Source organism: Hyalangium minutum (assembly GCF_000737315.1).
Classification (GTDB): domain Bacteria; phylum Myxococcota; class Myxococcia; order Myxococcales; family Myxococcaceae; genus Hyalangium; species Hyalangium minutum.
The window spans coordinates 739,850-765,413 of the sequence record NZ_JMCB01000003.1 but is presented as its reverse complement, the minus strand read 5'-3'; the positions used below and the strand labels follow the sequence as shown (position 1 = coordinate 765,413).

The following is a 25,564-nucleotide window of genomic DNA, read 5'->3' as shown; positions in this document are numbered from 1 at the left end:
CCGGAGCCCCTATGGCTGAGACGGTTTCCCAGAATGAAGTGGTGTTCATCTCCTCCGCGCTCGGGCCGGGAGAGCTGCTGCTGGAGCGCATGACGGGCCGCGAGGCCCTGAGCGAGCTGTATGAGTTCGAGCTCTGGCTCGCGGGAGATGGCGATGCGGCGCTGGCCGCCGACACGCTGCAGGATGTGCTGGTCGGCACCGTGGGCATCGCCTTCGGCTACGGGCACGACTCCCCCGTGTGGGGCGTGCTCCGGGAGATCGAGCTGGTGGCGCGGGACGATGGACGGGTTCCCCTGTACCGCGCGGTGATGGTGCCGCGGCTCTGGTACACCACGCTGACGGTCCGCTCGCGGGTGTACCAGGATCTTGCCGTGCCGGACATCGTGTCCACCGTGCTGAAGGACTCGGGCATGGATCCGGCGCACTTCGAGATGCGGCTGAAGGGCACCTACGCCAAGCGCGAGTACGTGGTGCAGTACCAGGAGTCGGACTACGCCTTCATCTCGCGCCTGCTGGAGCACGAGGGCATCACCTTCTTCTTCGAGCACACCCCGGATGGCGAGACGGTGGTCTTCACCGATGCCAACGACAACTTCAGCGCTCCGGCCGGGTACGAGCAGATCCCGTACCTTCCTCGGGAAGGCGTCACGGATCCCGGTGAGTCCATCTGGTCGGTGACCTACCGCGCGCACGTCGTGCCGCAGCAGGTGACGCTGAAGGACTACAACTGGCGGACGCCGAGCGTGCCCCTGTCGGCGCAGCAGAAGGTGGATGACCAGGGCCGCGGGCTGCAGCTCTACTACGGAGAGCACTTCCGCGACGCCTCGGAAGGCAAGCGGCTGGTCAAGGTCCGCGCCGAGGAGCTGAAGGCGCGCCGGGAGCTCTACACGGGCAGCAGCCGCGTGCGGGCGCTGCGCAGCGGGCAGATCTTCGAGCTGCAGGGACACCCGATGGGGCAGTTCGACCAGAGCTACCTGGTGACCGAGGTTCGCCACCAAGTGGATCAGCAGCGCGTCTCCGGAGAGAGCGGTGCGGCCCAGGGCACCCAGGGGTACTCCAACACGTGGGTGGCCATGCCCGCGGCAGTGCCCTACCGGCCGGAGCGGCGGACGCCCAAGCCTCGGCTTACGGGCATCGTGAACGCCGTGGTGGACGGCACCGCGAATGGCGCGGCGGCTCCGATCGACGAGCTGGGCCGGTACAAGGTGCTGCTGCCCTTCGACTCCTCTGGCAAGGCGGGCGGCAAGGCCTCGCGGTGGATCCGCATGGTGCAGAACGCCAGCGGCGCCGGCTACGGCACGCACTTCCCGCTGCACGTGGGCACCGAGGTGGCCCTCTCCCATATCAATGGGGACCCGGACCGGCCGATCATCGTCGGCTCGGTGCCCAACCCCGAGACCCTCACGCCCGTGATCGCGGACAACGCCACCCAGAGCGTCATCCGCACTCGCGCTGGCATCCACATCGAATTCGAAGACGACGCCTGAGCGTCTCTCCCTCCCGAGGAACTAGATCATGCCCCCACCGCGCCCCACGCCGTATGACCGGCAGCAGGATCAGCAGGACCGGCAGCGGGATCAGCAGGACCAGCAGCAGAGCGAGCAGATCCAGAACCTGCAGAACAAGCTGGCGGGAGTGGAGAACGAAGTCGTTCAGCAAGGGGCTCAGGCCTCCACGCTGCAGCGGCTTCGCTTCCACATCCCCAACCCGTACACCCACTTCCTGCTGGGCCAGCGCGCCACGAGCAACCCCACGTTCGGCTACTCCGGCGTGTCGCTGCAGACGGACGAGCACTTCTTCTTCGACATCAAGAAGAAGTCCATGTTCCAGAGCGAGCAGGCCATCACCCTGCAGACGCGGGACAACTGGCAGCAGGTGTCCCAGAACCTCATGGAGCTCAGCTCGCCCACGGCGGTGAAGGTGGTGGGCGGCCAGGTGTTCCTCGGGGCCATTGATGCGCCCTCCGCACCGGCGTTCAACCCCAATAACGGCGAAGAGCCCCAGCCGGTGGCCCCGAACAACCTCCAGCCCTTGTTCGAGCAGGTGAAGAAGGCCGCGAGCACCTGGGACACGGTGGCCACGATTCTCGGCGTGATCCACTCGAGCGTCTTCCTGACGAAGCCGGACATGAACCTCAACTCGTTCTTGCCGTTCCTCGAGAGCCTCTACGGCATCGGCAAGGACGCGTACGGCCTGCTCCCAGACTCGGGGGGAGCGGCAGCCTCCAAGGACGTGAGCATCTACGGGCAGAGCGGCGTCAGCGTGATGACGCCGGCCAACCTCGCGCTCACGGCTCAGGGAGACGTGAAGTCCCTGGCCGGGGGAGACACGGGCATCACCAGCGTGAAGTACTCCACCATGCAGGCGGGCATCGGTGCGAAGTGCTTCGGCGGGTTCAAGGCCTCGGTGGAGGCCGGCCTCTACGCGGAGGTCAAGGCGGCCAGCACGGTGGGCGTCGCGTCGCTCCGGGGCAAGGCCGAGGTCAAGGGCAAGGAGATCGAGCTCGGCGCGCACGCCCCCAACATCGCGCAGGTGGCCACCCAGAAGATCGAGCTGCTGGCGACGCGGGAGATCGGGCTCGACTCCAAGAAAGATGTCCACGTGAAGTCCGCCGAGAAGACTCACGTCGAGGCGCAGAAGGACATCGAGGTCGAAGCGAAGGACGCCGTCAGGATCCACGTGGGCTCCTTCTGCATCGAGGTCAAGCCCGACGGCATCAAGATTGGTAAGGGGAGCAAAGGCACCCCGTCCGATCCGATCATCACCATCGATGGAGACACCATCTCCATCAGCTCCAGCGGCATGGGCTCGAAGATCACCAAGAACCGCGTGTTCATCGGCAAGCAGGGGACCAACATGACGGTGGCGGACTCGGGAACTGTCTTCGTCAAGGGCAACGTCATCAAGCTGGGCTAACGCGCGCTGGCCTCCGCCGCGGCCACGCTCCAAGATGGCACCATGAGCCGCCAAGAGCCGCTGTCCGCCGGTGAGGCCGAGGCCGTGAGGTCCGAGGTGACTGCTGGGAATCCCGCTGCCTGCGTGGTGTGCGGCAAGGCGGTGTCAGGGGCGCGCTGCGAGGCCTGTGGCGCCGTGGCTCGCGCCGGACACTACGCCGTGCGCCGGCTGATCGCGCAGACGGCGCACAGCCGCGTGTACCTGGCGCGCGGTCCCGATGGACAGGATGTGGCGCTCAAGGAGCTGCTCTTCTCCAAGGTCCCCAGCACTCAGGAACTGGAGGCCTTCGAGCGGGAGGCCCGGCTGCTGCAGACGCTCTCGCATCCTCGGTTGCCTCGGCTGTGGGGCCACTTCCAGGAAGGGGAGGGCGCGGGCCTGCGGCTCTACCTGGCCGCCGAGTACCTCTCGGGTGAGACGCTGCTGGAGCGGCTGGCGCACCACACCTTCACCGAAGACGAGGCGCGAGACATCGCCCGGCAGGTGCTCGACATCTTGGTGTATCTGCACGGGCGCCAGCCTCGCGTCCTCCATCGCGATCTCAAGCCTGCGAATCTCATCCGCCAGCCGGATGGCACCGTCTGCCTCGTGGACTTTGGCGCTGCGCGTGAGTCCGCTAAGGGCGCCACGACGGGCTCCACACTTGTGGGGACGTTCGGGTACATGCCGCTGGAGCAGTTCGGTGGCACCGTCGATGTGACGAGCGATCTGTACGCGCTGGGCGCCACGCTGATCCACCTGCTGGGCCGGACGCCTCCCGCGGACCACTTCCAGCCGGACCGAGGCCTGGACGTGAGCCACCTGAAGGCGCCCCTCCTGGGCCCCTGGCTGCGGAAGCTCACGGCGCTGAGGCCCGAGGATCGTTATCCAAGCGCCACGGCCGCACGGCAAGCCCTGGAGGCACTGAAGCCTGGCAGTCCGGCAGCAACGTCTGTGCAGGAGCCCTCGGAGGCCATCTCACCGGATGCGCCTGCCGCGCTGGCTCGGCTCCAGCGGGAGGCCCAGTCGGCTCGCTCCGAGACCGACAAGGCCCACGGGCGCTGGAACAACGAGGCCGCCGGCAAAGCTCGCGAGCAGCAGCAGGAGAAGGATCGAGAGAAGGACCGGCACGAGGACGACCGGCTGTCCTTCATGGACTTCTACCGGATGGGCTCTCACTGGGCGACCACCCCTCTGGCGCTTCCGGTGCTCAGCCTCATCACGGGTATCTTCATCTATCGGATCGTCAGCACCTTCAACCTCATGGAGCTTCCCTCGCTGGAGACGCGGGCGGGCCTGCTGCTGGTGCTCGCGCTGGTGCTCGCGACTTTTGTGGTGGTGGGGGGCCCGCTGTTCATCAGAGCCTGGCTGTGGAGGAGTGCGTTCCGGAAGCTGCCCTTCGCGCTGGAGGGCCTTGGACAGGTGGTGCATCGCGCGGACGGAGAGTGGACCCGGTTCACGCGCTGCACGCTTCGGGTGCTCTTCCGGAAGCCGGACTCGCCGCCCGGAGCGGCCGCCCTGGTGAAGACGGCGCACGCCACCGCGCTGCAGCTTGCCGTGGATCGCGCGAATGAGTCTCTGTCCCGCATCGCGCGCAACCCGGACACCTTCCAGAAGCTCCGCTGGAGCATCCTGGAGGATCGGGCCGAGGGTTACGCCAACTGGCGCACCTGTGGGCAGATCCTGAAGGTCTGCTCGGAGAGCCTCGCTCCCGTTCAGCAGGAGCTGGGGCTGATCCAGGCCGTGGTCCTCGAGCCCTCCGAGCAGCAGTTCAAGATCTCCAACAAGCGGGGCCGGTAGTCATCCCACCTTGGGCAGCTTCGCCATCGAGGCCTCCACGGCCTCGCGCGGGTACTCGAAGTCCTCGAGCTGGCCCGCGAGGTACTGATCGTAGGCCCCCAAGTCGAAGTGCCCGTGCCCGGAGAGGTTGAAGAGGATCACCCGCTGCTGGCCCTCCGCGTCGGCCCGGCGCGCCTCCTCGATGGCCGCCTTGATGGCGTGCGAGCTCTCCGGCGCCGGGAGGATGCCCTCGGCCCCGGCGAAGAGCACGGCCGCCTCGAAGCAGGCGCGCTGCGGGTAGGCAATGCCCTCGACCAGCCCGGCGGCCACCAGCTGCGACACCAGGGGGCTCGCGCCGTGGTAGCGCAGGCCTCCCGCGTGGATGCCCGGCGGCATGAAGTCGTGCCCCAGCGTGTGCATCTTCATCAGCGGCGTCATCTTCCCCGTGTCCCCGAAATCGTAGGCGTACACGCCGCGCGTGAGGGTGGGGCAGCTCGTGGGCTCGGCGGCCACCAGCCGTACCTTCTTGCCGTGCATCTTGTCCCGCGCGAACGGGAAGGCGATGCCCGCGAAGTTGCTGCCGCCTCCGTGGCAGCCGATGACGACGTCCGGGTACTCCCCGGCCAGCTTCATCTGCGCCTGCGCCTCCTGCCCCACCACCGTCTGGTGCAGGCACACGTGGTTGAGCACCGAGCCCAGCGCGTACTTCGTGTCCTCGTGCGTGGCCGCGTCCTCCACGGCCTCGGAGATCGCGATGCCCAGCGAGCCGTTGCTGCGCGGATCCTGGCCCAGGATGGTTCGCCCCGCGTTCGTCTTGTCCGTGGGCGAGGCGAACACCTCGGCCCCCCAGGTGCGCATCAGCGAGCGCCGGTATGGCTTCTGCTCGTAGCTGATCTTTACCATGTAGACCGTGACCGCGAGCCCGAAGAGCTGCCCCGCGAACGCCAGCGAGCATCCCCACTGGCCCGCGCCCGTCTCCGTGGCCAGCCGCCGCACGCCGGCCTTCGCGTTGTAGAAGGCCTGGGGCACCGCGGTGTTGGGCTTGTGGCTGCCCGAGGGGGAGACGCCCTCGTACTTGTAATAGATGTGCGAGCGCGTCTGCAGCTTCTGCTCCAGGGCCACCGCGCGGAACAGCGGCGAGGGCCTCCAGCGGGCCAGCGCGAAGCGGACCTCTTCCGGGATGGGGATCTCCCGCTGGCTGCTCATCTCCTGCTCGATCAGCGCCATGGGGAACAGCGGCGCCAGATCGTCCGGCTTCACGGGCTGCAGCGTGCCCGGGTGCAGCACGGGCGCTGGCGGCGAGGGAAGGTCCGGGATGATGTTGTACCAGTGGGAGGGGAGCTGGTCCTCGGGCAGCAGGTACTTCAACGGCATGGGCGGACCTCACGGGTAGGGTGGCTGCCGGGAAGTCTAGCCGGGACGCAACTTTCGGTCCCTCATTCCCATAATATGGGAAGCGTTTCCCTTTTTCCCATCTCTGGCCCCCCCATGAACATCCTCAAGAGCGGACTGAACCTCATCCAGCGCGTCCAGAGCGACGTGAAGAACACCGTCGAGAAGGCCGGACACGCGGTGGGCACTGCCGCCAACGCGGTGCAGCAAGGCGTCGCCAAGGGCGAGCAGAAGGTCGGCCAGTTCGTGGACGGGTTCGAGGACCAGGTGGCCCAGAAGGCCAACCTGCTGGGCGGCCTGTTCGGCGGGGACAAGGCGGACAAGCCCTTTGACGGGAAGCTGATGGGGGCCGGGGGCCAGACGTTCAACCCCGGCACGCCGCTGAGCCAGATCCCCGGCGTGACGCCGAAGAACAACCCGAACCCGTCCGAGACGATCCTCTATGTGAACGGGATCGGCGACACCAAGGACAAGCAGGCCGGGAGCCTGCAGTCGATCGCGGACGCCACGGGCGCCAAGCTGATCGGCGTGCACAACGCCACCGAGGGCCAGGCGGCCGACGTGCTCCAGTGCATCAACGACAAGCTGGACAAGGGCACCAACCCCGCGGTGGACACGCTGGCGGACACCATCTACTCGGAGCTGAAGGCGGGCCGGAGCGTGCACGTGATGGGGCACAGCCAGGGTGGCCTGATCACCAGCCGCGCGCTGGGCGATGTGGCCCGCCGGCTGCGCGCCGAGGATGGGCTGTCCCAGGCGGACACGGAGAAGATGCTGGGCAAGGTGAACGTGGAGACGTTCGGCGCGGCCGCCTGGTCATACCCGGACGGCCCCAAGTACGTGCACTACGTGAACGACAAGGATCTGGTGCCCGGCCTGTTCGGCCTGGGCGCTGGCGCGCTGGATAAGCCGGGCAAGGACGCCGTGGTGAAGCACTTCAGCGCGGGCAGCAACATGGGCGAGTCGCACGGGCTCACGTCGTCGTACCTGCCGGCCCGCATCCCGTTCGAAGAGGCTCGCGCGGGCAAGTAAGCCCCGGGTCGGGCAAGCGAGGCGCCTCTACGGAGAGCTCCCAGGAGACTCCTCGATCTTCCGCACGTTGTTGTCCGGCTTGCGGTCGATGCGGCGCAGCTGTGGATCGATGGCCACGAACTCCGGCCGTTGGTCCACGATGAGTGACAGGTCCGTGGGGCCTCGGATGACCTGCCGGACCACGGACAGCGGAGGCGCTCCGGCGGCCGGTCCTCCCGAGGACTCGGCGTAGAGCGCGACCTCGACTGTGCCATCCATCGCCAGCGCTGTTTCCTGGCCGTCCCGGACCTGCGTCCGGGCTGCATCGATTCGAGCATCCACCTGGTAGCGGCCATCCGGCAGGCGCGTGGCCGTCGCGGACGTGACGCTCAGATCGTAAAGCACGGTCTGGCTCCACCACTCGTCGAGCAGGGCGTGGTGCTCGGCGGGAGTGGCGCGACGGAGGTGGCCGATGAGATCCCGCACCGTGGGGGCAGGGCCACCGGCCGCCGCCTGCGCCACCAAGGCACGCAAGGCCCCATTGATCGGAGCCTCTCCAATCAGATCGTGGAGCGCGGCCATGACCAGCGCGCCCTTCGCGTAGAACAGGTAGGGCTGATCGTCGACGTGATCGAGCGGCACCTCTGCCTCGCCGGTGCGGCCTGAGAGGTAACGGCTCAGCTCCACGCGCAGCACAGGCCCGAGCGCCGCAGCCCCATAGCGCTCCTTGAGGATCATCAGCTCGGAGTAGCGCGCGAGCGTCTCGACCACGGCGCTGGCTCCGGGGCCATCCGGCGGAATCACCTGGTGCCCCCACCACTGATGGGCGACCTCGTGCGCGGTGCGCTTGGTGACGATGTCGATGCGCCCTTCGTCCCGGAGATCGGTCAGGAACCCGCGATCCTCCGTGAAGAACACGACTCCCGGGAGCGCCAACGCTCCGAAGCGCTTGTCATAGGAGGGGACCTCCGCGATGCGCAGCTGAGGGTAGGGGTAGGGGCCGAACTGAGCAGTGAAGTACGCGAGCGACTGGGCCGCAGCCTCCAGAATGCGGCCGACGTTGGTGCCGTGCGAGGGGTGGTAGAGCACCTCGATGTCGACGGCTCCCTGCCGAGTGTTTGCCACCGCGTAGCGAGCGGCGGCAACGGCCAGGAAGGGCACCACCGGCCGATCCACCGCGAACCGTGTCAGGCGGCGCCCCTCTTTCTCCCAGGTCTCACGCACGAGGCCCGGAGCGGCCACGAGCTGGTCCGCGGGCGTGGACACGGTGAGCTCGAACGTGACGCGCGAAGGCTCTCGCGGGGGCGGCTCTGTCTTCGCGGGAAGGCCCTGGCGGCGCCGCTCGGACTCATCTCTCAGTTCGTAGCCCGCCCGGTAGCCCAGCAAGGGGAGCAGGTCCGGGCCAGCGATGAACGAGCCGTTCTCCACGATGTCGTGGGCCACGTCCTGGGTCACGCCCTGGCGCTCGACCGCCAGATCAAAGGTCAGATCCGCGCTCGCACCCGGCGCGAGCGGAAAATCGAATCGCTGGAGGCCGAAGCGGGCATCGGTCATCGCGGGAGCGTGCCCATCGATGGCCAGCGCGAGCACATGGACACCCCGAGGAACGGTCGTCCAGATCGAAGGAATGGGCTGGGACGTCCGGTTCTCCATCCGGTAGCGGCCATGGACCCGGTAGCGGTGCTCGCTGGGATAGAGGTCGAGATCGGCCACGAGGTGGGTGAACTCGGGCTGCGGCAGCAACTGGATCGCCTTGTAGGCGCGCTCATACTCCACGGACCAGGCGGTGTGGTCCTCGGTGCTCTCGTAGGTGTTCACGACGTGGAGCTGATGGAGGAGCACGGCGCCCATGAGCACGAAGGCCCCAGCACAGGCGGCCGCGGCCCAGCGGGCACCCACACTCCATCGGCGCGGCAAGGCACGGAGACGGGGAAGCAGCCGTGCCTCGGAGCCTCTCCGCCACAAGCCATGGGTCACCATCGCCAGGAGCCCCGCGAGGGCCGTCCAGTACGCCATCAGCCGCGCGAAGCCGGTCGCGGTGGGCCCGAAGCCGTTCATCTCGGAGTAGGCGATAGGGCCTGCGGCTGCGTAACGGAGCAGCGGGTGCTCCGGTGCACCCGGTGCACCCAGCGTCAGCAGGACCGCCGCGAGCAGCGCCACCACCATGCCGACGTAGCGATGGGGCGCGAGCGTCTGCAGGAACAGGGCAAGCACGGCGAAGAGCGCCAGGGGAAGTCCATCGAAGCAGAACAACGACGCATGGAGGGCGAGCTCAATGGGGCGGTACCCGCTCGCGAGCTGGATCGTCACTCCGACGGCGATGGCCGCCCCGATGAGCACGCTCACTAGGAGCACCAGCGCCAGGGTCTTGGAGACCAGGAAGACAGCGCTGGAAGCAGGGGTGGCGTCGATGATCTCCGCGACCCGCACCGTGCGTTCGCGCCACACCAGCTCGCCGCTGAAGTAGACGATGACCAGGAGGCCGAACATCATCAGTGGCCGGTCGAGGTTGCGGAGGATCAAGCCCGTCGCGGGAAGGAGCGCGGTGCCGAACTCGGCGCGGCGCAGGTTCTCGAAGACCTGGAGGCCCGCGACCCCGATCCACAACAAGAGGACCGCGAGGAACGGCCAGCTGCGCAGCAGCGTCCGGAACTCCAGCTGCGTTGCGGAACGGATGACAGGCCAGACGGAGGCTGCTTGGACCTGCACCGGGCGGTATAGGGGACCGCGCTCGGAGGTGGTCGGGGCGAGGGGCTTCTCGCGGCGTCCGGAGACCGGCACCCGGAACGCGAAGAGCCGATACGCGAGCACCCCCAGCAACGCCGAGGCCGAGAGCCAGAGCAGCCGATTGAGGAGGAAATACCCGGTGAGGGCCAGGGAGCGCACGTCGCGCTCGGCGGCCGTCCAATGGTGTGTCTGCTCGAAGAACGCCGAGAGCCCAAACGGATCCACGAGCGCCGCGACGGCCATCTCCCGGGCCGAGCTGGGGCCCGAGCTCGCCATCAAGGGCGAGTTCGTGAGCACGGCCGCCACGAAGTACAGGACATAGACGGCCACGCCCCCGACATAGGTCGCGAGCGAGCTGCGCGTGAGCGCGGCGAGGGTGAACAGCAGCGCGGCCACGAACACCATGCTGGGCAGCGCGAGCACCCCGAACGCCCACAGATAAGAGCCGGGCTCAAACGGAGCGAGCCGTTCCGCCTCGTGCCGGAGACTGCCCACCATCAGGCCCACGAGACCCAAGGCGAACGCGCAGCAGGCCGCCAGGAACGAGCCCGCGAACCGGCCCACGAGGTACCGAGTCTTGGTGACCGCCGTGGCGTAGATGAGCTCGCTCATCTGGGACTCGGAGTCGCGCAGCAGCGAGGGCGCGACCAGTATCGTGAGGGCGAACACCGAGAGGAGCGTGAGGAACGCGATCGAGTAGCTGACGGCGTACGGGGAGTTCACGTGGATGTCCCGGGCCCCGAACCCGGTGGAGGCCAGCATGCCTCCCATCAGCGCGAAGACGGCGCTCGTGGCCGCGAAGGGGAGCCGGCGTGTGACGTAGCGCCACTCGAAGGCGGCGATCCCGATCAGCATGGCCGGGCCGCGCTCCCACCCGCCAGCGCGGAGAAGTAGACGTCCTCGAGGTCCGGGGGCACGGGCTCGAAGCCGGGTTCAGGGACGCTGTCGGCCAGGACCTGGATGCGCGTGCGCCCAGCATGGCGCTGCGTGGACAGCACGGGCAGCGATGCGCGGTAGGTGGCCACGGTCTCTCGGTCCACCGTCTTGCGCCACACGCGGCCGGACAGCGCCTCCACCAGCCGGTCGGGCTCGCCTTCCAGCAGCACGCGCCCCTCGGACAGGATGGCCATGCGGGGGCACAGCTCGCGGACGTCCTCCACGATGTGCGTGGAGAGCACCACGATCACCCGCTCGCCGATCTCGCTGAGCAAGTCATGGAAGCGATGCCGCTCCTCCGGATCGAGCCCGGCCGTGGGCTCGTCGACGATGATGAGGCGCGGGTCCCCCAGCAGCGCCTGCGCGATACCAAACCGGCGCCGCATTCCTCCCGAGAAGGTGTCCACGGCTTTCCTGCGGTGCTCGTACAGGTTGGTGCGGTGGAGGAGCGCGTCGACCTGCTCGGCGCGCTGGCGGCGGTGGGCCACGCCCTTGAGCAGGGCCAGGTGGTCGAGCAGCGCGGCTGCCGAGACGCCCGGGTAGACGCCGAACTCCTGAGGCAGATACCCCAGCCGGAGCCGGTGGGCCTGCGGGTCCGCGAGGACATCCTGGCCATCGAGCACAATCCGTCCGCTGTCGGGCTCCTGGAGGGTGGCCAGGGTGCGCATCAGCGTGGACTTCCCGGCGCCATTCGGCCCGAGCAGCCCGAACAACCCGTTGTCCACGGAGAGGGTGATGCCCTTCAGGGCCTGGACGCCGTTGGGGTACGTCTTCGAGAGATCCGAGAGGGTCAGCACAGGAGGCTCGGGGCAGGGTGCCTGGAGACCCGAGGTACGACGGGCCTACCAGGCGATTGCAGGGCCCCGCGCCTAGCCGTCGATGATCTTCTTCGCCGTAGCGAACGAGAAGCCCGCCCGGGCCAGTGCGGCGAGGTCCCGCTGCCGGTTCTCCTGCCGGCTCTGGGCATCGCGGCGGAAAGGCCCCAGCCGCTTCTTGCGCGCCCAGATGCGCGCGGCCGCGTCCTCGGACACCTCGGCTGTGGCCTCCGCGAGCTTCTCGCTGACGATCTCCGGAGCCACCCCCTTCATCCGCAGCTTCTGGGCAATCACCCGGGCGCTGCGGCCCGAGGCCCGGAGTGACTGGGCCTTCTGTCCGGCATAGGCCTGATCATTCATGAGCCCGTTACGGATGAGCTTGTCCGTGAGCGCGTCGACCCACTGGAGTGCCTCGGTCCGGTCGCCCCCATGGAACCGGAGCGAGCGGTCCACCTTGCGCAGGAGCACGCGCTTGAGCTGCGAGACCGTGGCCGCGTACCGCTTCAGGTAGTGCAGCGCGGCGTTCTCCAGGTAGCGGGGAGACACCTTGCGGGGCTTCTTGGGAGTCCCCGGGGGCCTGCCGCGCGTTCCTTCCTTCGAGTCGTCCATGGGAGGCCTGTCTGTAACAGCCCCCGCTGACGCGATGTTGCGTGAATAACCCTTCGTCCAAATTAGTTGACGCTCAAAGCATATCGCGCATAGGTGGGCATGTGACTGGCGCCGCTCTACCCCAGCGGGTCCAGCGCTTCCTGATGACCCACGTCGACTCCATCGAGAAGCTGGAGGTCCTCCTCCTGCTTCGCGCGCGGACGGAGCGGCAGTGGACAGCATCCGAGGTGGCGCTGGAACTCCGCATCACAGAAGCCTCCGCCTCGGCACGGCTGGAGGACCTCGCCTCGAGCCGGCTGCTCGTGGGAGATCGAGGCACGCCCGTGGCCTATCGCTACAGCCCGGCCAGCTCGGAGGACGTGCGCTCCATCGCGGAGCTGGCCACGTGCTACTCCGAGCGGCGCGTGAGCGTCATCACGTTCATCTTCTCCAAGCCGCAGGAGCGGGCGCGCGGCTTCGCGGACGCGTTCCTCATCCGCCCTCGAAAGGATCACGGCGAAGACTGAGGCGGGGCTCCGAACCTGCCCGCCATCTTCCTCGACTGCCGGAAGGCCTGAGCCTACTGGCCGTTCTTTCCCACGTAGACAGTGACCTCGGCGGACAGCCCGGCGCGCAGCGGGACGTCCGGCGGGCTCTTCCAGGCGATCCGCACCGGCACGCGCTGCACCACCTTCACGAAGTTGCCGGAGGCGTTGTCCGGAGGCAGCAGCGAGAAGCGCGCGCCCGTGCCTGCCGAGAGGCTCTCCACCGAGCCCTCGAGATCGTGGCCGGGGAACGCGTCGATCGCCACCTTCACGTGATCGCCCGGGTGCATCCCGCCGATCTGCGTCTCCTTGAAGTTGGCCACCACGTACGTCTGCGCGGGCACCAGCTCCGCGACCGGGGTTCCCAGGTTGACGAGCTGGCCTGTGTGGACGCCGAGCTTCGACACGATGCCGTCCGCGGGAGCCACGATGTGCGTGTAGCGGACCTGGTTCTCCGCCAGCGCCACGGCGGCCTCGGCCGCCCTCACCCGCGCCTCGGCCAGCTCGGTGGACGCGTGCGCCGCCGCCACCTGCGCATCCACGTTCTCCGTCTGGGCCACCCGGCCTTCGGCCTCGGCCACCTTGGAGATCGCCGCGCGCTTGGACTCCTGCGCGGCCGTCAGGTTCGCGCGCGCCTGCAGAAGCGCCGCCTGGGCCGAGTCGTACGCGGCCTGCGCGTTGTCCAGCTGCTGCTGGGAGATGGCACCGGCCTCACGCAGCTGCCGGAAGCGCGTCAGATCCAGCTCCGTGCGGTGCGCTTCAGCCTGGGAGCGATCGAGCGCCGCCTGAGCCGCCGCCACCTGCGCGTCCGCGCTGGACACCGCCACCGAAGAACCCGACAGCACGGCCTTCGCGCTGTGGAGGCCACCCTTGGCGCTCGAGGCGGCCACCTGCTCCTGGGCGCGCGCCGCGTCCGCCTGCGCCTTGGCCGTGGCCAGTTCTGCCTGGGCCTGCGCGAGCCTGGCCTGGAGATCCACCGGGTCCAGCTCGACCAGGACGTCGCCGGCCTTCACGGTCTGGTTGTCCTTCACGTGCACCGTGAGCACGGCGCCCGCGACGCGCGAGGAGATGGGGACGACGTCCGCCTCGATCTGCGCGTCATCGGTGGTTTCCTGCCCGTGGGTGAGCAGCGCGTAGCCGCCGATGGACACCAGCACGAGCGCGGCGACGCCGCCGAGCACGAGGAAGGCCCGCCGGCCCTTCGCGGCCTTCTGGGCGGCTTCGCCGGAAGCAGAGGGAGCCTTGGGCAGGGGAGTAGGGGCTGGCAAGGGCTGAGAGACAGTGGAGTCGGAAGACATGGAGATCAGGCCTCGATGTGGATTTCCGCGGCGGGGCCGCCGCGCTTGTATTTGAGGAAGACGAGCAGTGGCAGGACCATCAGGAAGAGGATGCCGGCCAGCAGGAAGAGCTTGTCGAACGAGAGGACCATGGACTGGCGGTAGGCTGCTCCGTAGAGGTTGGCGAGCGCCCCTTGCTGGGCGCTGGCCGCGTCGAAGCCCTTGGCCATGAGCCCCTGCTGCACCATGAGCAGCCGCTCCTGAGCGATGGGGTTGGTCTCGGTCACGTGCGCGTAGAGTGAAGCGCGGGCGATGGTCGCGTTATGGCCAATGAGGCTGCCAAAGATGGCCAGCCCGATGGCTCCGCCGAGCTGCCGCACCAGGGAGTTGAGGCCGGTTGCGTCGGGCATCAAGTGCTTGGGGATGCTCGACAGCGCCACCGTGGTCAGCGGCACGAAGAGACAAGCGAACCCCATGCCCTGGAACGCCAGCGCACCGACCACGTGCCCCGCGCCCGACTGGAGCGACAGGTGGCTCATGAGCCACGAGCCGTAGGACACCAGCAGGACTCCCGCGGCGATGAGGATGCGGGGAGAGAGCCGGTTGTGGATGCGTCCCACGATGGGCACGGCCACCATCATCACCAGCACGCGCGGCATGAGCGCGAGTCCCGACTGCGTCGCGGTGAACCCGAGCAGCTCCTGCATGAAGATGGGCAGCAGGAACATGTTGGCCATCAGCATGGCGAACATGAGCCCACCAATCACAGTGCCGGACAGGAACGCCCGGTCCTTGAACAGCGCCAAGTTCACCGCCGGAGCCGGAGCCGTCAGCTCGCGGATGATGAACGCCGCGAGCGAGAAGACCGCGACCAGGCAGCAGGCGATGATGAGCTTGGACTCGAACCAGTCGTGCGCGGAGCCCTCCTCGAGGAAGTAGACGAGCGAGGACATGGACACGCTGAGCAGGCCGATGCCCCACCAGTCCACGTTCCGGCGCTGGGCCGCCGCCATCTTCAGGTTGGCGGAGCGGATCTCCGGATCCTCGTGGACGAAGCTGACCACCATGAACAGGCCCACCAGGCCGATCGGCAGGTTGATGAAGAAGATCCACGACCAGTGCCAGTGATCGACGATGTAGCCGCCGAGCGTGGGGCCAATGGCGGGCCCCAGCATGACGGCCATGCCGAACAGAGCCATGGCCATGCCCTGCTCCTTGGGCGGGAACGTCTGCCGGAGGATGGCCTGCTCGGTGGGCTGCAGCGCTCCGGCGCCCAGTCCCTGAAGCACGCGGAAGAAGACCAGCGCGGGCAGGGAGGTGGCGACGCCACAGAGCAGCGAGCCGATGAGGAAGAGGACGAGGCAAAAGAGGTAGACGTTCTTCTGTCCGAACAGTCGGCCCAGGAAGCCCGTGAGCGGCATCACCAGCACGACCGCGATGGCGTAGGCGGTGCTGATCCAGGTGATCTCCTGGACGGTGGCGCCCACGGCGCCGCGGATGTGCGGCAAGGCCACGTTGACGATCGACGCGTCGATCGCTCCCATGAGCGTGCCGAACGAGATGGAGAGCGTGACGAGCCACTTGTTGACGGCGGGCCGAGGAGCAACCAGGTCCGCGGGCGTGGCGGTGGCGGTAGCGGTACTCATGCGCGGGCCCCCGCGCCTTCCAGGAAGGTGCGCACCATCGCTTGGACGAGCTCCGGCGACAGCCGCAGCGTGTCTTCATGCATGGCCTGGGCGAAGACGCCTCGGATGAAGCCCATGAGGAGGGCGGGGTAAACCGCCGCATCCTGCTTCCGGAGCGCGCCCTGTTTGAGCCCTTGCTCCACGAGCCGCTGGCAGCGCGCCGTCAGCTCCCGGAGCGCGGGCTTGCCTCGCAGGCGGCCCCGGCCACTGTGCAGCTCCTCCTCGATCAGCATGGCGAAGAGGGGCCGGTGCTGGCCTAGGTGCTCCACGGTCGTGCCGATGAACCGCCCCAGCTGAGCTGGGAACGGCTCGGACTTCATCTGCTCCACGACGTCATCCAGCATGTCCAGGAGCTCGGCACGCCGCGTGTCCAGCAGCGCTGTCAGCAAGGCCTCGCGATCCGCGAAGTGGTTGTAGAGCGTCCCGACCGAGACCCCCGCCGCCGTCGCGATCTCCTCCATCTTCGCCGCACCGAGCCCACTGGCGCCGAAGACGCGCTCGGCGGCGGAGAGGATCTCCCCGTGGACTGCCTCTCGGATTCGTTCCTTGAGGGGGGATTTAGATTTTGAACGCGGATTCATTCTGTGAATGAACTAGCGACTTCCAGGCCCGCTTGCAAGGGCCTGCTTGTGGAGAGCGTTCAGGAACGAGTCGCTGGCCGCCTCAGGGCTCTTTGTGTGCGGGCAGCAGCAGCGAGAACGTAGTCCCCTGTCCCACCTGGCTCCTCACCTGCATCTCTCCGCCCATCTTCTGGACGATGGCATGGCTGATGGAGAGGCCGAGCCCCGTGCCCACGCCTGCCGGCTTGGTGGTGAAGAAGGGATCGAAGATGTGCGGCAGGGCCTCGTGAGGGATTCCGTGGCCGGTGTCGCTGATGTCGATGCGGACCTTGGAACCTTCCGCCTGGGTGCACACGCGCAGGGTGTTCTCGCGCGGAGTGCCGGGCTGCATGGCGTGCACGGCGTTGACGATGAGGTTGAGGAACACCTGTCCCAGGCGTCCCTCGTTGCCGAGGATCAGCGGCAGCTCCGGGGCGTAGTCCTTCTGCAGCCGCGCGGTGTGCTTCAGCTCGCCCTGGGAGATGTGCAGCACCGAGTCCAGGGTCGCATGGACGTCCAGGACGGAGAGCTCCTCGGAATGGCCCTGGTGGGACAGGTGGCGCATGCCCCGGACGATGTCGTTGATGCGCGAGCACCCGTCGATGCAGTCGGCCAGCAGCTGGCGGCCCTCGGCGAGCCCCTCTTGGAGCGGGGGGGGGAGCGCGGGCTGCGACTCCAGATGCTGCTCCAGGTCGTCCCACCAGCCGCGCAGGAAGTCCAGGTTGGAGAGCACGTAGGCGGTGGGATTGTTGATCTCGTGGGCGATGCCTGCCGCCAGCACTCCCATGGCGGCCAGCCGGTCGTTCTGGATGCTCTGCTGCTCCAGGCGCCGCCGCTCGGTGAGATCGTGCGCGATGATGAGGAGGCGCCGGTTGTCTCCCACGTCCTGGATCGAGCCCATCAGCTGGACCGCTATCCGGCTGCCCGTGGCGGAGCGCAGGCCTTGATCCTCCAAGCGCATCGTCCCCCGGGTCAGCAGATCACCCAAGGAGCGCCGCAGGGAGAGCCGCTCCGGCTCCAGAGCGAGCGACTCGAAGGGGAGGCCGACCAGCTGTGAGTTCTCGCGCCCGAGCAGTGTGCGGGCCACGGGGTTGGCCTCGAGCACGCAGCCCACATGGTCCAGGACGAAGACGGCATCCAGCGAGGCCTCCATGAGCCGGCGGGTGCGCGCACGCGCCTCATGCACGAGCAACTCCAGGCGCGAGGCATACAGCTCCACCTGCCGGAGCGCTTCGTGGAGCTGCTCCCCCTGGCGGCGCTGCTCGGTGATGTCCGCGAAGATGCCCAGCACGGCCCACGGGTTGCCTTCTGGATCCCGCAGCGGCACCTTGCTCGTCAGCAGCCAGCGATCCTGCCCCTCCTGGAGGCGGAAGGGTTCCTCGAACGCGAGCAGGGGCCGTCCGGTGTTGAGCACCTCCAGATCCGCCCGCCGGAAGGCCTGGACCTGCTCGGAGGGGAAGCTGAAGTCGGAGTCCTTGGTGCCCACGAGCTCTTGGGGCGACTCCCGGCCCATCTGGCGCGCGAAGGCGTCATTGCACCCCAGGAAGACGCCGTCGCGGTCCTTCCAGAACACTGAGTGGGGGATATGGGTGAGGATGTTGTGGAGCAGCTCTCCCTGGGCGCGCAGATCCCGCTCCACGCGGTGGCGCTCCTGGATCTCCACCTGGAGGTTCTCGTTGAGCCCGTGCAGGCGCGTGCGGGCTTGCTCCAGCTCTGCGTTGCGCTCCTGGGCCTCGCGCAGCTGCAGGCGCAGGCGGAAGTGCGTCTCCAATTGCCGGCCCAGCTGCTCCAGGGCGCGCAGCTGGAGCATCCCCAGGTGGCGGGGGATATGATCCATCACGCAGAGCACTCCGACCGCGTAGCCCTCCGTGGACCTCAGCGCCGTGCCGGCATAGAACCGGAGGTAGGGCTCGCTTTGGACGCGCGGGTTGTTGCGGAAGCGCGGATCCTCGAGAGCATCCTCGATGACCAGGAGCCCCTCCTGCTGGATCGCCGTCGCGCAGAAGGAGCCCTTGCGCACCGTCTGGATGATCCCGGGGAAGCCCACCTTGGCCTTGAACCACAGCCGATCCCGGTCCACCAGGCTGAGCAGCGCGAGGGGGACTTCGCAGAAGTCCGCGGCGAGCTGGACGATGGCGTCGTACTCGGGGTTGGGCTCTCGATCGAGCAGCCGGAGGCGGTACAGCGCCTTCAAGCGCTCCTCTTCCTCGGGGGATGGAGCCTGGGGCGGGAGCCTGCGCTCCTGAATCAGCGGCCGCGGCATGGAGGTCCTCGAAAGGTGTCCCCTCTACATAGCTGTAAATGGGGAATCCACGAAAATGACCCGAAAACTGACGCACTGAGTCGAAAGGCCACCATCGCTCGAACCCTTCTGGGGGTTGAAGCATCCCTGGGGGGACTTTGAGTTTCCCCCGTCCCGCAGCCACGCCGCGGGTGGTCATAGAGGAGCAAACGTATGAAGGCCGTTGCCCTGAAGCGCTATCTGCCCAGCTCGAACCCCGAGGCGCTGCTTGACGTCGAGCTGCCTGATCCCAAGCCTCTGGGCCGGGATCTGCTGGTCCGCGTTCACGCGGTCTCGGTGAACCCGGTGGACGTGAAGGTTCGGTCCCCGAAGGACAAGACGGAAGACACACCGCGTGTCATTGGGTGGGACGCGGCGGGTGTGGTGGAGGCCACCGGGCCTGACTGCACGCTCTTCAAGAAGGGCGACGCGGTCTTCTACGCGGGGAGCATCACCCGGCCTGGCTCCAACAGCGAGCTCCAGCTCGTCGACGAGCGGATTGTAGGGCCGAAGCCGCGCTCGCTCGACTTCGCCCAGTCGGCCGCGATCCCGCTGACGGCGCTCACCGCGTACGAGGGCTTGTTCGATCGGCTCTCCATCGACGTGGGGGGGAAGCACGCGGGGCGGACGCTGCTGGTGATCAACGGGGCTGGCGGCGTGGGCTCCATCGCGATCCAGCTGGGCAAGCTGGCAGGGCTGAAGGTGATCGCCACGGCGTCCCGGCCCGAGTCCCAGGAGTGGTGCCGGAAGATGGGCGCGGATCAGGTGATCAACCACCACCAGAGCATCCCCCAGCAGTTGAAGGCGCTGGGGATTGCGGAGGTGGATTACCTCTTCAACACCGTCAACACGTCGGCCTATTGGGACACCATGGTGGAGGTCATCAAGCCCTTCGGCGGCATCGTCTCGATCGTGGAGACGGATGAGCCGGTGAAGCTGGGGGCGCTGATGCGCAAGAGCGTCCGGTTCGCGTGGGAGCTGATGTTCACCCGGGCCATCTTCCAGACCGAGGACATGCAGGAGCAGCACCGGATCCTCAAGCAGGTCTCCGAGTGGCTCGACGCCGGCAAGCTGAAGACGACGGTGACGGAGACGCTGACGCCCATCTCCGCGGCGAACATGCGTGCGGCGCACGGCAAGCTCGAGTCCGCGAAGATGGTGGGCAAGCTCGTGCTCGAAGGCTGGCGCTGAGCTTCAGGGCCCGGGAGCCTCAGAGCCAGGCGTAGGCCTGGCGGAGGGCCTGGGCCCCGTCTCGCTCGACAATGTGGCCATGGGCCATGATGACGCGCTGGAAGTCCCACTGGAGGATGGCGTCCACGTTGCCACGGACGGCGGCACGGTCCCTGATGGCCAAGCGCTCGGGCAGCGAGGGGGCCATCCGGCCGTAGCCTCCGAACGCACGAAAGAAGAAGCGGGTCAGTGCCGTGGCATTCGGGCCGATGTTGTGCACCGTGTCGGTGAGCACCAGCGTGCGGCTCGGGCGGTGGAAGAAGGCGGTCTCACTGAGCAGGGGAGCGCCGCGCCAGGGCAGCGCCTCGAGCTGCCCGGCCCACTCCGCGGGCGCCTGCTCGGAGAGCACGGCGTGGAAGCGGAGGTCCTTGCGCTTCTCCGGCAAGCCCGGTGCGGCATACGCGAGGGCCTGGGGGTAGGCAGCCATCCACTCGCCGATGAACAGGTGGTGGAACTTGTTGGGCGCGACGAGGAAGCGCACGGGGCCGAGCGCCTCCACGGCCTCCTTTCGCTCCGGTAGGAGCCGGAGCGGGGAGTGCACCCAAAGGCCGCCGTCCGACAGCCGGATGACCGTCATACGGGCCCCGACGGACAGCCCCAGGAAACGCAGGGGCTGCTCCGCGACCCACAGGTTCTCGTCCAACTTGCGCAGCATGTGCCCCCTCCGGGCGTTGGCTACACCGCGACGCCCAGCCGCTGCCGCAGCCGGAAGAAGTCATCCGACAGCGAGAAGGCGAGCAGATCCCGGAGATCCTCGCGCTGCTTGAGCGCCTGGAGCACCGGATCCATGGTGTCCACCTTGGTGGCCGACATGGACGGATCCTCGCGCAGCACCAGCCCGAGGCCCACGGCGATGTCTCCGCACATCAGCATGCCGGCGCGATCCGCCGACAGGCCCAGGCCCTCGGTCATCTGCTTGAGGTCCACCTTCTGCACCTCCCCGAGCGAGAAGGCCGGCGCCTCCAGCGCCTTGAGCGCCTTGCGCGAGAAGGCCTTGCGCAGCTGCTTGACCTGATCGTCGTTCTTGCGGCCCAGCGCGGCGAACTGCGACGCGTGGATGCGGATGGAGTTGCCGAACAAATCGGCCGTCTCGCCCTGGGACAGCTTGGACAGCACCGCCGTCTTGTTCAGCAGGCCCAGCACCGCGCGGCCGATGAGGAACTTCTGCTCGCGGGCATTGAACTTGCGCACCACGTCCGAACCCACGCACACGGAGAGGGGCTCGGTGGTCTCCAGCGTCATGAGCCCACGGCGGGCCATGTAGACCTCGAACTCCTCCACACCGAACACGTTCGCCACGGTGCGAATGGCCTTGAACACCGCCGAGTCCGGCTTGAGCTTGTCGGCCTTCTTGTCCACGCCGAGCATCTCGAACTGGGGCGGGTGCAGCTTGCTGAACTGATCACCCATGGCCCGGAGCACCTCGAGCAGCGGGCCGCGCGAGGACGGGTGCATCAGCATGCCGTCGAGCTCCGTCTGCGCGAGCCGCTCGGTGCCCTCCTGGGGCAGCCGCGCCTTGGCCTCGTTGTAGAAGACGACCTCCACCTCGTTGGCCGAGCGCAGGAACATCAGCGCCGCCGCCGCGCAGAAAGCCTTGTCGTTCTGCTTCAGGCCCTCCCACAGCTTGAAGAGGGCGTGGAGGCTCTCCACCCGCGTGGGCTCCAGCTTGAGCAGCTGGCGGTGCTCTTCAATGGCCATCGCCGTGGCCGAGCTGTCCCGCATATAAAGGTCCGCCAGCGCGGCGCGGGCCGGGATGTTCGTGGGCTCGTTATCCAGCGCGGAGCGGTAGACGGAGATGGCGCGCGCGGGCTGATCCAGCGAGCGGGCGTACAGCTCGGCCAGCCGCAGGCGCACGGCCTGGGCGCGCTTCTGGTCGACGGCGGCCAGGGTGCCCACCTGCGTCTCCATCATCTGCGCCAGCTCGGGCAGGTTGTGGGCGCGCTCGTAGAGGGTGACGAGCCGGTCCACCAGCTCGGAGTCCCCAGGGCTCAGCTCCAGCGCCTTGCGGTAGAGCGCGGAAGCGCCAGCGGTGTCGCCCAGGCCCTCGTCGTGGATGCGGGCCAGATCCACCATGTGGCGGGCGCGATCCACGGTGGGCAGGTCCAGCTCCAGCAGGCGCTTGAGGCAGTCCACGGCGCCGGACCAGTTGCGGGCCTGCGAGTGCAGCGTGGCCAGGCGCTCCAGGGCCTCCTCGTTCTTCGGCATGGCGGCCAGGGCCGTCTGCAGGTGGGCAGAGGCGCGGCTCGGCTCGTTGAGGTGCGTCTGGTACAGGCCGCCCAGGGTGAGGTGGAGCTGCGCCAGCAGGCGCGGATCGCCACCGAGCTGGACACGCTGGGCCATGGCCGCGGCGGCCTCGGGGTACTTCTGCGCCTCCAGCAGCAGGCGGCCCTTGAGCTCCAGGGCGTCCGGGTGCGCGGGCTGCGCTGCGAGCGCGCGCTCCACCAGGGCCATGGCCCTGGAGCGATCGCTGAGCGCCGCGAGGTTCAGCTTGGCGCCGCTGACGAAGGCGGCGGCGGCGGCGTTGAAGTCGCGCTGGGCGAGCTTCGCCTCACCGCGCCGCTCGTGCAGGGCGGCGAGATCGGAGGTGCCGCCGCGCTGGGCGAGCAGATCCTCCAGGCCCGCGGTGGCGGTGGGGTTGAGCGGCTCCTTCTCCAGGGCCAAGCGGTACAGGGCGGCGGCGCCGTCCAGATCGTTCAGGCGGGCGGAGGCGAGCTTCGCGGCGGCGATGAAGGCCTCCACGGCGCTGCGCGGATCGCGGCTGGCGCGGGCCTCGGCCTCCAGGGTGGCGCGGGCGGCGGCGGCGTTGCCCTGCTTGAGCTGCACGCGGCGGCTGCCCATGAGGGCGGGCAGGCACTGCGGCTGGGCCTCCAGGGCGGCGCGGTAGAGCTGGCCCGCGCGCTCCAGATCGCCCAGCTTGTGCTCGGCCAGATCGGCGCTGCGGAGCATGAGCCCCACGCGCTCGATGGGCTCGGTCACCACCTCCAGGCGGCGGCTGTAGAGCCACGCCAGGCCCGCGGAGTCACCGGCCTGCCGCAGCGCACGCTCCAGGGCGAAGGCCACGCGCACGTCCGAGGGGTTCTCCTGGAACGCGAGCTTGTACTCGTCCAGTGAGGCCTCGCTGGAGCCCTTGTCCTGATCGGCGGCAGCGGACAGGCGCAGGGCGGTGCGCAGGCGCGCCTCCGGCACGCGCTCGGAGAGGCGGTAGCGCAGCTCGGCGCGGCGCGGCTTGTCGGCGGCGCGGATGCGCTCGAGCATCTTCAGCGCGGTGAAGTTGCCCGCATCCAGCTGGATCACGGCCTCGCAGCACTGGGCGGCGCGGGCGGGCTCCTGGAAGCGATCCAGGTACAGGCGCGCCAGCTTCAGGTAGGCGGACACCTTGGCGCCGGGCGTCTGGCCCACCTGGGTCTCGCGGTCCAGGATGGCCACCAGCTCCTTGCTGTTGTCCTGGGTGGTGTAGAGGCGCTCCAGGGCCCGCAGGCTGGGGGCGTGGCCCGGCGTCACCTTGAGGACCTCCTGGTAGCCCTCGATGGCCAGCTCGGGCCGTTGGAGCTGATCCTCCCAGATGGCGGCGGCCTGGAAGAGGGCGTTGGCGCGCTCCACCGGATCGATGCGGTTGGCGGCCTCGGCGCGCAGCACCTCGATGAGCTTCTCCCAGTGGCCATTGGCCCGGTAGATGCGGGCCAGCGCGCGCAGCGCGGGGAAGTAGCTGGGCGCCAGCGTCAGCGCCTCCTCATAGGCGGGGACGGCCTCGTTCTGGGCCTTGAGGCGGTGCTCGTACAGCTCGCCGATCTTGAACTGGAGCGTCGCGGCCTGCTCGGTGGAGGGGGAGATCTCCGCCTCGGCGCGGTACATCTTGATGAGCTCGTGCCAGCGGCCCTCCTGCGCGTACAGGCGGCCCAGCGCCTTGAGCGCGGGCAGGTACGAGGGGGCCAGGGCGAGCACGCGCTCGTACATGGTGATGGCGCCGGGGCGATCCTTGAGGTTCTCGTCGAGGATCTCCGCGTTGCGGTGGTAGAGCGAGAGCACCTGCTTGGTGTCACCCGCGAACGAGCCCTCCAGCTCCTGGGTCTCGATCAGCTCGCGGTAGCGCCCGGCGCGCTCGTAGAGGCGGGACAGGTTGCGGATGGTGGCCAGGTGATCCGAGGCCAGATCGAGGATGCGCTTCATGCACTCGATGGCGTGCTCGAGATCGGTAAGCCGGTCCTCGTAGATGACGGCCATCTTGTTCAGCGTGCTGATGAGCTGATCGCGATCGGCGGTCTGGAGGAGATCCTGCTCGTACATGGAGACGAGCTCGGAGAAGCGGCCCTGGCGCTCGTAGAGGCGCGAGAGGGCCTTCTGCGCGGGCAGGTAGCCGGGCTGGAGCTGGAGGCAGATGTTGTACCGGGAGATCGCGTCCTCCTGGCGTCCGAGCTTCTCCTCGAGCACCTCGGCGGCCTTGTACATGCGGCCGGCCTTGGAGCGGGCGTCCTCGGCGGCGGCGATCTCCGCGTCGAACACGGAGACGAGCCCCTCCCAGTTGCCCATGCGGTGGTAGAGCTTGCCGAGGCCCGCGAGCGCGGGGCCGTGGCCGGGGATGCGCGAGAGGATGGCCTGGTAGCGCGAGACAGCGTCCTGATCGCGCTTGAGGTCCTCCTCGTAGAGGGCGGCGAGGCGCAGGTTGATGGCGACCAGCTCGCTCTCGTCGTTGATGGAGCTGACCCAGGAGAGGAGCACGTCGGAGAGCTCCTCGTAGCGGCCCTGGGTCTCGTAGATGCCGGCGAGCTCGGAGAGGACGAGCGGCTCGTTGGGGGTGACGCGGCGGGCGGCGAGCAGCGCGGCCAGGGCGTCATCCTTGCGGCCCATGCGCTCGTAGACCTTGGCGATCTGGAGGTAGGCGGGCGTGGCCTGGGTGCCGAGCACGTGGGCCTCGGCGGCGAGAGCGGCGAGCAGCTCGTCGGTGCGGCCTTCGCGCTCGGCCAGGCGCTTCATGGCGGAGAGCAGGAGCAGGTCCGAGCGGTCGAGCGCGAACGCCTCGCGGAAGTAGGTGGCTGCGGTCTCGCGCTGCTTGAGGCGCTCCTCGAGCACGAGGCCCGCGGAGGTCAGGTAGTGGGCGCGCAGCGTGGGGTTCTCGAGGGCGCTGGCCAGCAGGCGGTAGACCTCGATGAGAGACTCGGAGTCATTGCGCGCGGCGTAGTGGGCCTCGAGCTGGGTGAGGAGGGTGGCCTCGTTGGGCTTGAGCTCGAGGCACAGCTTCCAGGTGGCCTTGGCCTCTTCCTCGCGAGAGAGGCGCTCCTCGAGGATGGAGGCCTTCTCGAAGAGGAGGGTGGCCTTCTGGCGAGGCTCCTCGGTGCCGGCGAGCTCGGCGTCGAGCAGCTGGATGACCATGAGCCAGTTGCCGACGTCGGCGAAGAGGCGGCGAGCGGCGCGGATGTTCACGAGGAACTTGGGCGCCAGCTTGTAGGCGTTCTGGAAGGCGACGGCGGCGTTGCGCGGGTTCTTGAGGGTCTCCTCCCAGAGGAGGCCGAGCTCATGGAAGAGGAGGGCGGCGGCCTGGGGATCGGAGGAGCTGAGAGCGCGGGCCTCGCGCTCGAGGGCGGCAATGCGCTCGCGGGCATCGTCTTCGGGAGAGAGGGCGGCAGGCATGGCGCTCAGGTTCTGCGCGAGAACCTCCGTCGCGGGTCGGGCCACGGGAGCACCGGACACGGGGGGGGAGGCAGAGGACGAGGTCCTCGTGAGATCGTTCTGCTCGCTCATGGAGAGGCGGCTCCGGCAGGGGTCAGACGTGG

Annotated in this window: 16 protein-coding genes; 6 read left to right on the top strand and 10 right to left on the bottom strand. The window is 68.5% G+C overall.

Features of this window, described 5'->3' with window-relative positions:
• The first annotated feature begins 11 nt into the window (after positions 1 to 11).
• The 3 genes from DB31_RS09660 to DB31_RS44640 are packed head-to-tail and all read left to right on the top strand — an operon-like array spanning position 12 to position 4,731.
• Positions 12 to 1,487: a type VI secretion system Vgr family protein gene (locus DB31_RS09660; protein WP_044186188.1), complete on the top strand. Its 1,476-nt coding sequence runs from the start codon at positions 12 to 14 to the stop codon at positions 1,485 to 1,487.
• A 28-nt stretch (positions 1,488 to 1,515) separates the two neighbouring features.
• Positions 1,516 to 2,916, top strand: coding sequence for a hypothetical protein (locus DB31_RS09655; protein WP_044185580.1), 1,401 nt, complete (start codon positions 1,516 to 1,518; stop codon positions 2,914 to 2,916).
• A 42-nt stretch (positions 2,917 to 2,958) separates the two neighbouring features.
• Positions 2,959 to 4,731, top strand: coding sequence for a serine/threonine protein kinase (locus tag DB31_RS44640; RefSeq protein ID WP_052419833.1), 1,773 nt, complete (start codon positions 2,959 to 2,961; stop codon positions 4,729 to 4,731).
• Here DB31_RS44640 and DB31_RS09645 read toward each other — a convergent pair whose 3' ends face one another.
• Positions 4,732 to 6,084: a TrpB-like pyridoxal phosphate-dependent enzyme gene (locus DB31_RS09645; RefSeq protein ID WP_044185579.1), complete on the bottom strand. Its 1,353-nt coding sequence runs from the start codon at positions 6,082 to 6,084 to the stop codon at positions 4,732 to 4,734.
• A 114-nt stretch (positions 6,085 to 6,198) separates the two neighbouring features.
• Between DB31_RS09645 and DB31_RS09640 the strand changes: the two genes are divergently transcribed.
• Positions 6,199 to 7,134, top strand: coding sequence for an alpha/beta fold hydrolase (locus DB31_RS09640; protein WP_044185577.1), 936 nt, complete (start codon positions 6,199 to 6,201; stop codon positions 7,132 to 7,134).
• Between the two features lie 27 nt (positions 7,135 to 7,161).
• On the opposite strand, the gene DB31_RS09635 is transcribed toward DB31_RS09640, so the two are convergent.
• From DB31_RS09635 to DB31_RS09625, 3 genes are all read right to left on the bottom strand, one after another.
• Positions 7,162 to 10,695, bottom strand: coding sequence for an ABC transporter permease/M1 family aminopeptidase (locus DB31_RS09635; protein ID WP_044185574.1), 3,534 nt, complete (start codon positions 10,693 to 10,695; stop codon positions 7,162 to 7,164).
• Positions 10,689 to 11,573 (bottom strand): ABC transporter ATP-binding protein, encoded by an 885-nt coding sequence (locus tag DB31_RS09630; RefSeq protein ID WP_044185571.1) that lies wholly within the window; start codon positions 11,571 to 11,573, stop codon positions 10,689 to 10,691. The genes DB31_RS09635 and DB31_RS09630 overlap by 7 nt, the downstream gene beginning before the upstream one ends.
• A gap of 72 nt (positions 11,574 to 11,645) precedes the next feature.
• Positions 11,646 to 12,200 (bottom strand): regulatory protein RecX, encoded by a 555-nt coding sequence (locus tag DB31_RS09625; RefSeq protein ID WP_044185568.1) that lies wholly within the window; start codon positions 12,198 to 12,200, stop codon positions 11,646 to 11,648.
• 101 nt (positions 12,201 to 12,301) lie between these two features.
• Between DB31_RS09625 and DB31_RS09620 the strand changes: the two genes are divergently transcribed.
• A complete protein-coding gene (locus tag DB31_RS09620; RefSeq protein ID WP_044185566.1) occupies positions 12,302 to 12,706 on the top strand; it encodes a hypothetical protein in 405 nt (134 codons plus the stop codon).
• Positions 12,707 to 12,759: 53 nt separating this feature from the next.
• Here DB31_RS09620 and DB31_RS09615 read toward each other — a convergent pair whose 3' ends face one another.
• The 4 genes from DB31_RS09615 to DB31_RS09600 form a co-directional block, all read right to left on the bottom strand.
• Positions 12,760 to 14,022 (bottom strand): HlyD family secretion protein, encoded by a 1,263-nt coding sequence (locus DB31_RS09615; protein WP_044185563.1) that lies wholly within the window; start codon positions 14,020 to 14,022, stop codon positions 12,760 to 12,762.
• A gap of 5 nt (positions 14,023 to 14,027) precedes the next feature.
• Complete coding sequence (locus tag DB31_RS09610) at positions 14,028 to 15,647, bottom strand: DHA2 family efflux MFS transporter permease subunit (RefSeq protein ID WP_044185560.1); 1,620 nt, start codon at positions 15,645 to 15,647, stop codon at positions 14,028 to 14,030.
• Complete coding sequence (locus DB31_RS09605; RefSeq protein ID WP_075305922.1) at positions 15,644 to 16,267, bottom strand: TetR/AcrR family transcriptional regulator; 624 nt, start codon at positions 16,265 to 16,267, stop codon at positions 15,644 to 15,646. Before DB31_RS09605 ends, DB31_RS09610 begins: the two co-directional genes overlap by 4 nt.
• A gap of 82 nt (positions 16,268 to 16,349) precedes the next feature.
• The gene (locus DB31_RS09600) at positions 16,350 to 18,548 is read right to left on the bottom strand and encodes a PAS domain-containing protein (RefSeq protein WP_052419831.1); all 2,199 of its coding nucleotides are present in this window, start codon (positions 18,546 to 18,548) and stop codon (positions 16,350 to 16,352) included.
• A 192-nt stretch (positions 18,549 to 18,740) separates the two neighbouring features.
• Here DB31_RS09600 and DB31_RS09595 point away from each other — a divergent pair, with 192 nt between their 5' ends.
• A complete protein-coding gene (locus DB31_RS09595; RefSeq protein ID WP_044185558.1) occupies positions 18,741 to 19,757 on the top strand; it encodes a zinc-binding alcohol dehydrogenase family protein in 1,017 nt (338 codons plus the stop codon).
• Positions 19,758 to 19,776: 19 nt separating this feature from the next.
• On the opposite strand, the gene DB31_RS09590 is transcribed toward DB31_RS09595, so the two are convergent.
• Complete coding sequence (locus DB31_RS09590) at positions 19,777 to 20,451, bottom strand: DUF4336 domain-containing protein (RefSeq protein ID WP_044185555.1); 675 nt, start codon at positions 20,449 to 20,451, stop codon at positions 19,777 to 19,779.
• Positions 20,452 to 20,471: 20 nt separating this feature from the next.
• A complete protein-coding gene (locus DB31_RS09585) occupies positions 20,472 to 25,532 on the bottom strand; it encodes a tetratricopeptide repeat protein (RefSeq protein ID WP_044185552.1) in 5,061 nt (1,686 codons plus the stop codon).
• Positions 25,533 to 25,564 lie beyond the last annotated feature (32 nt).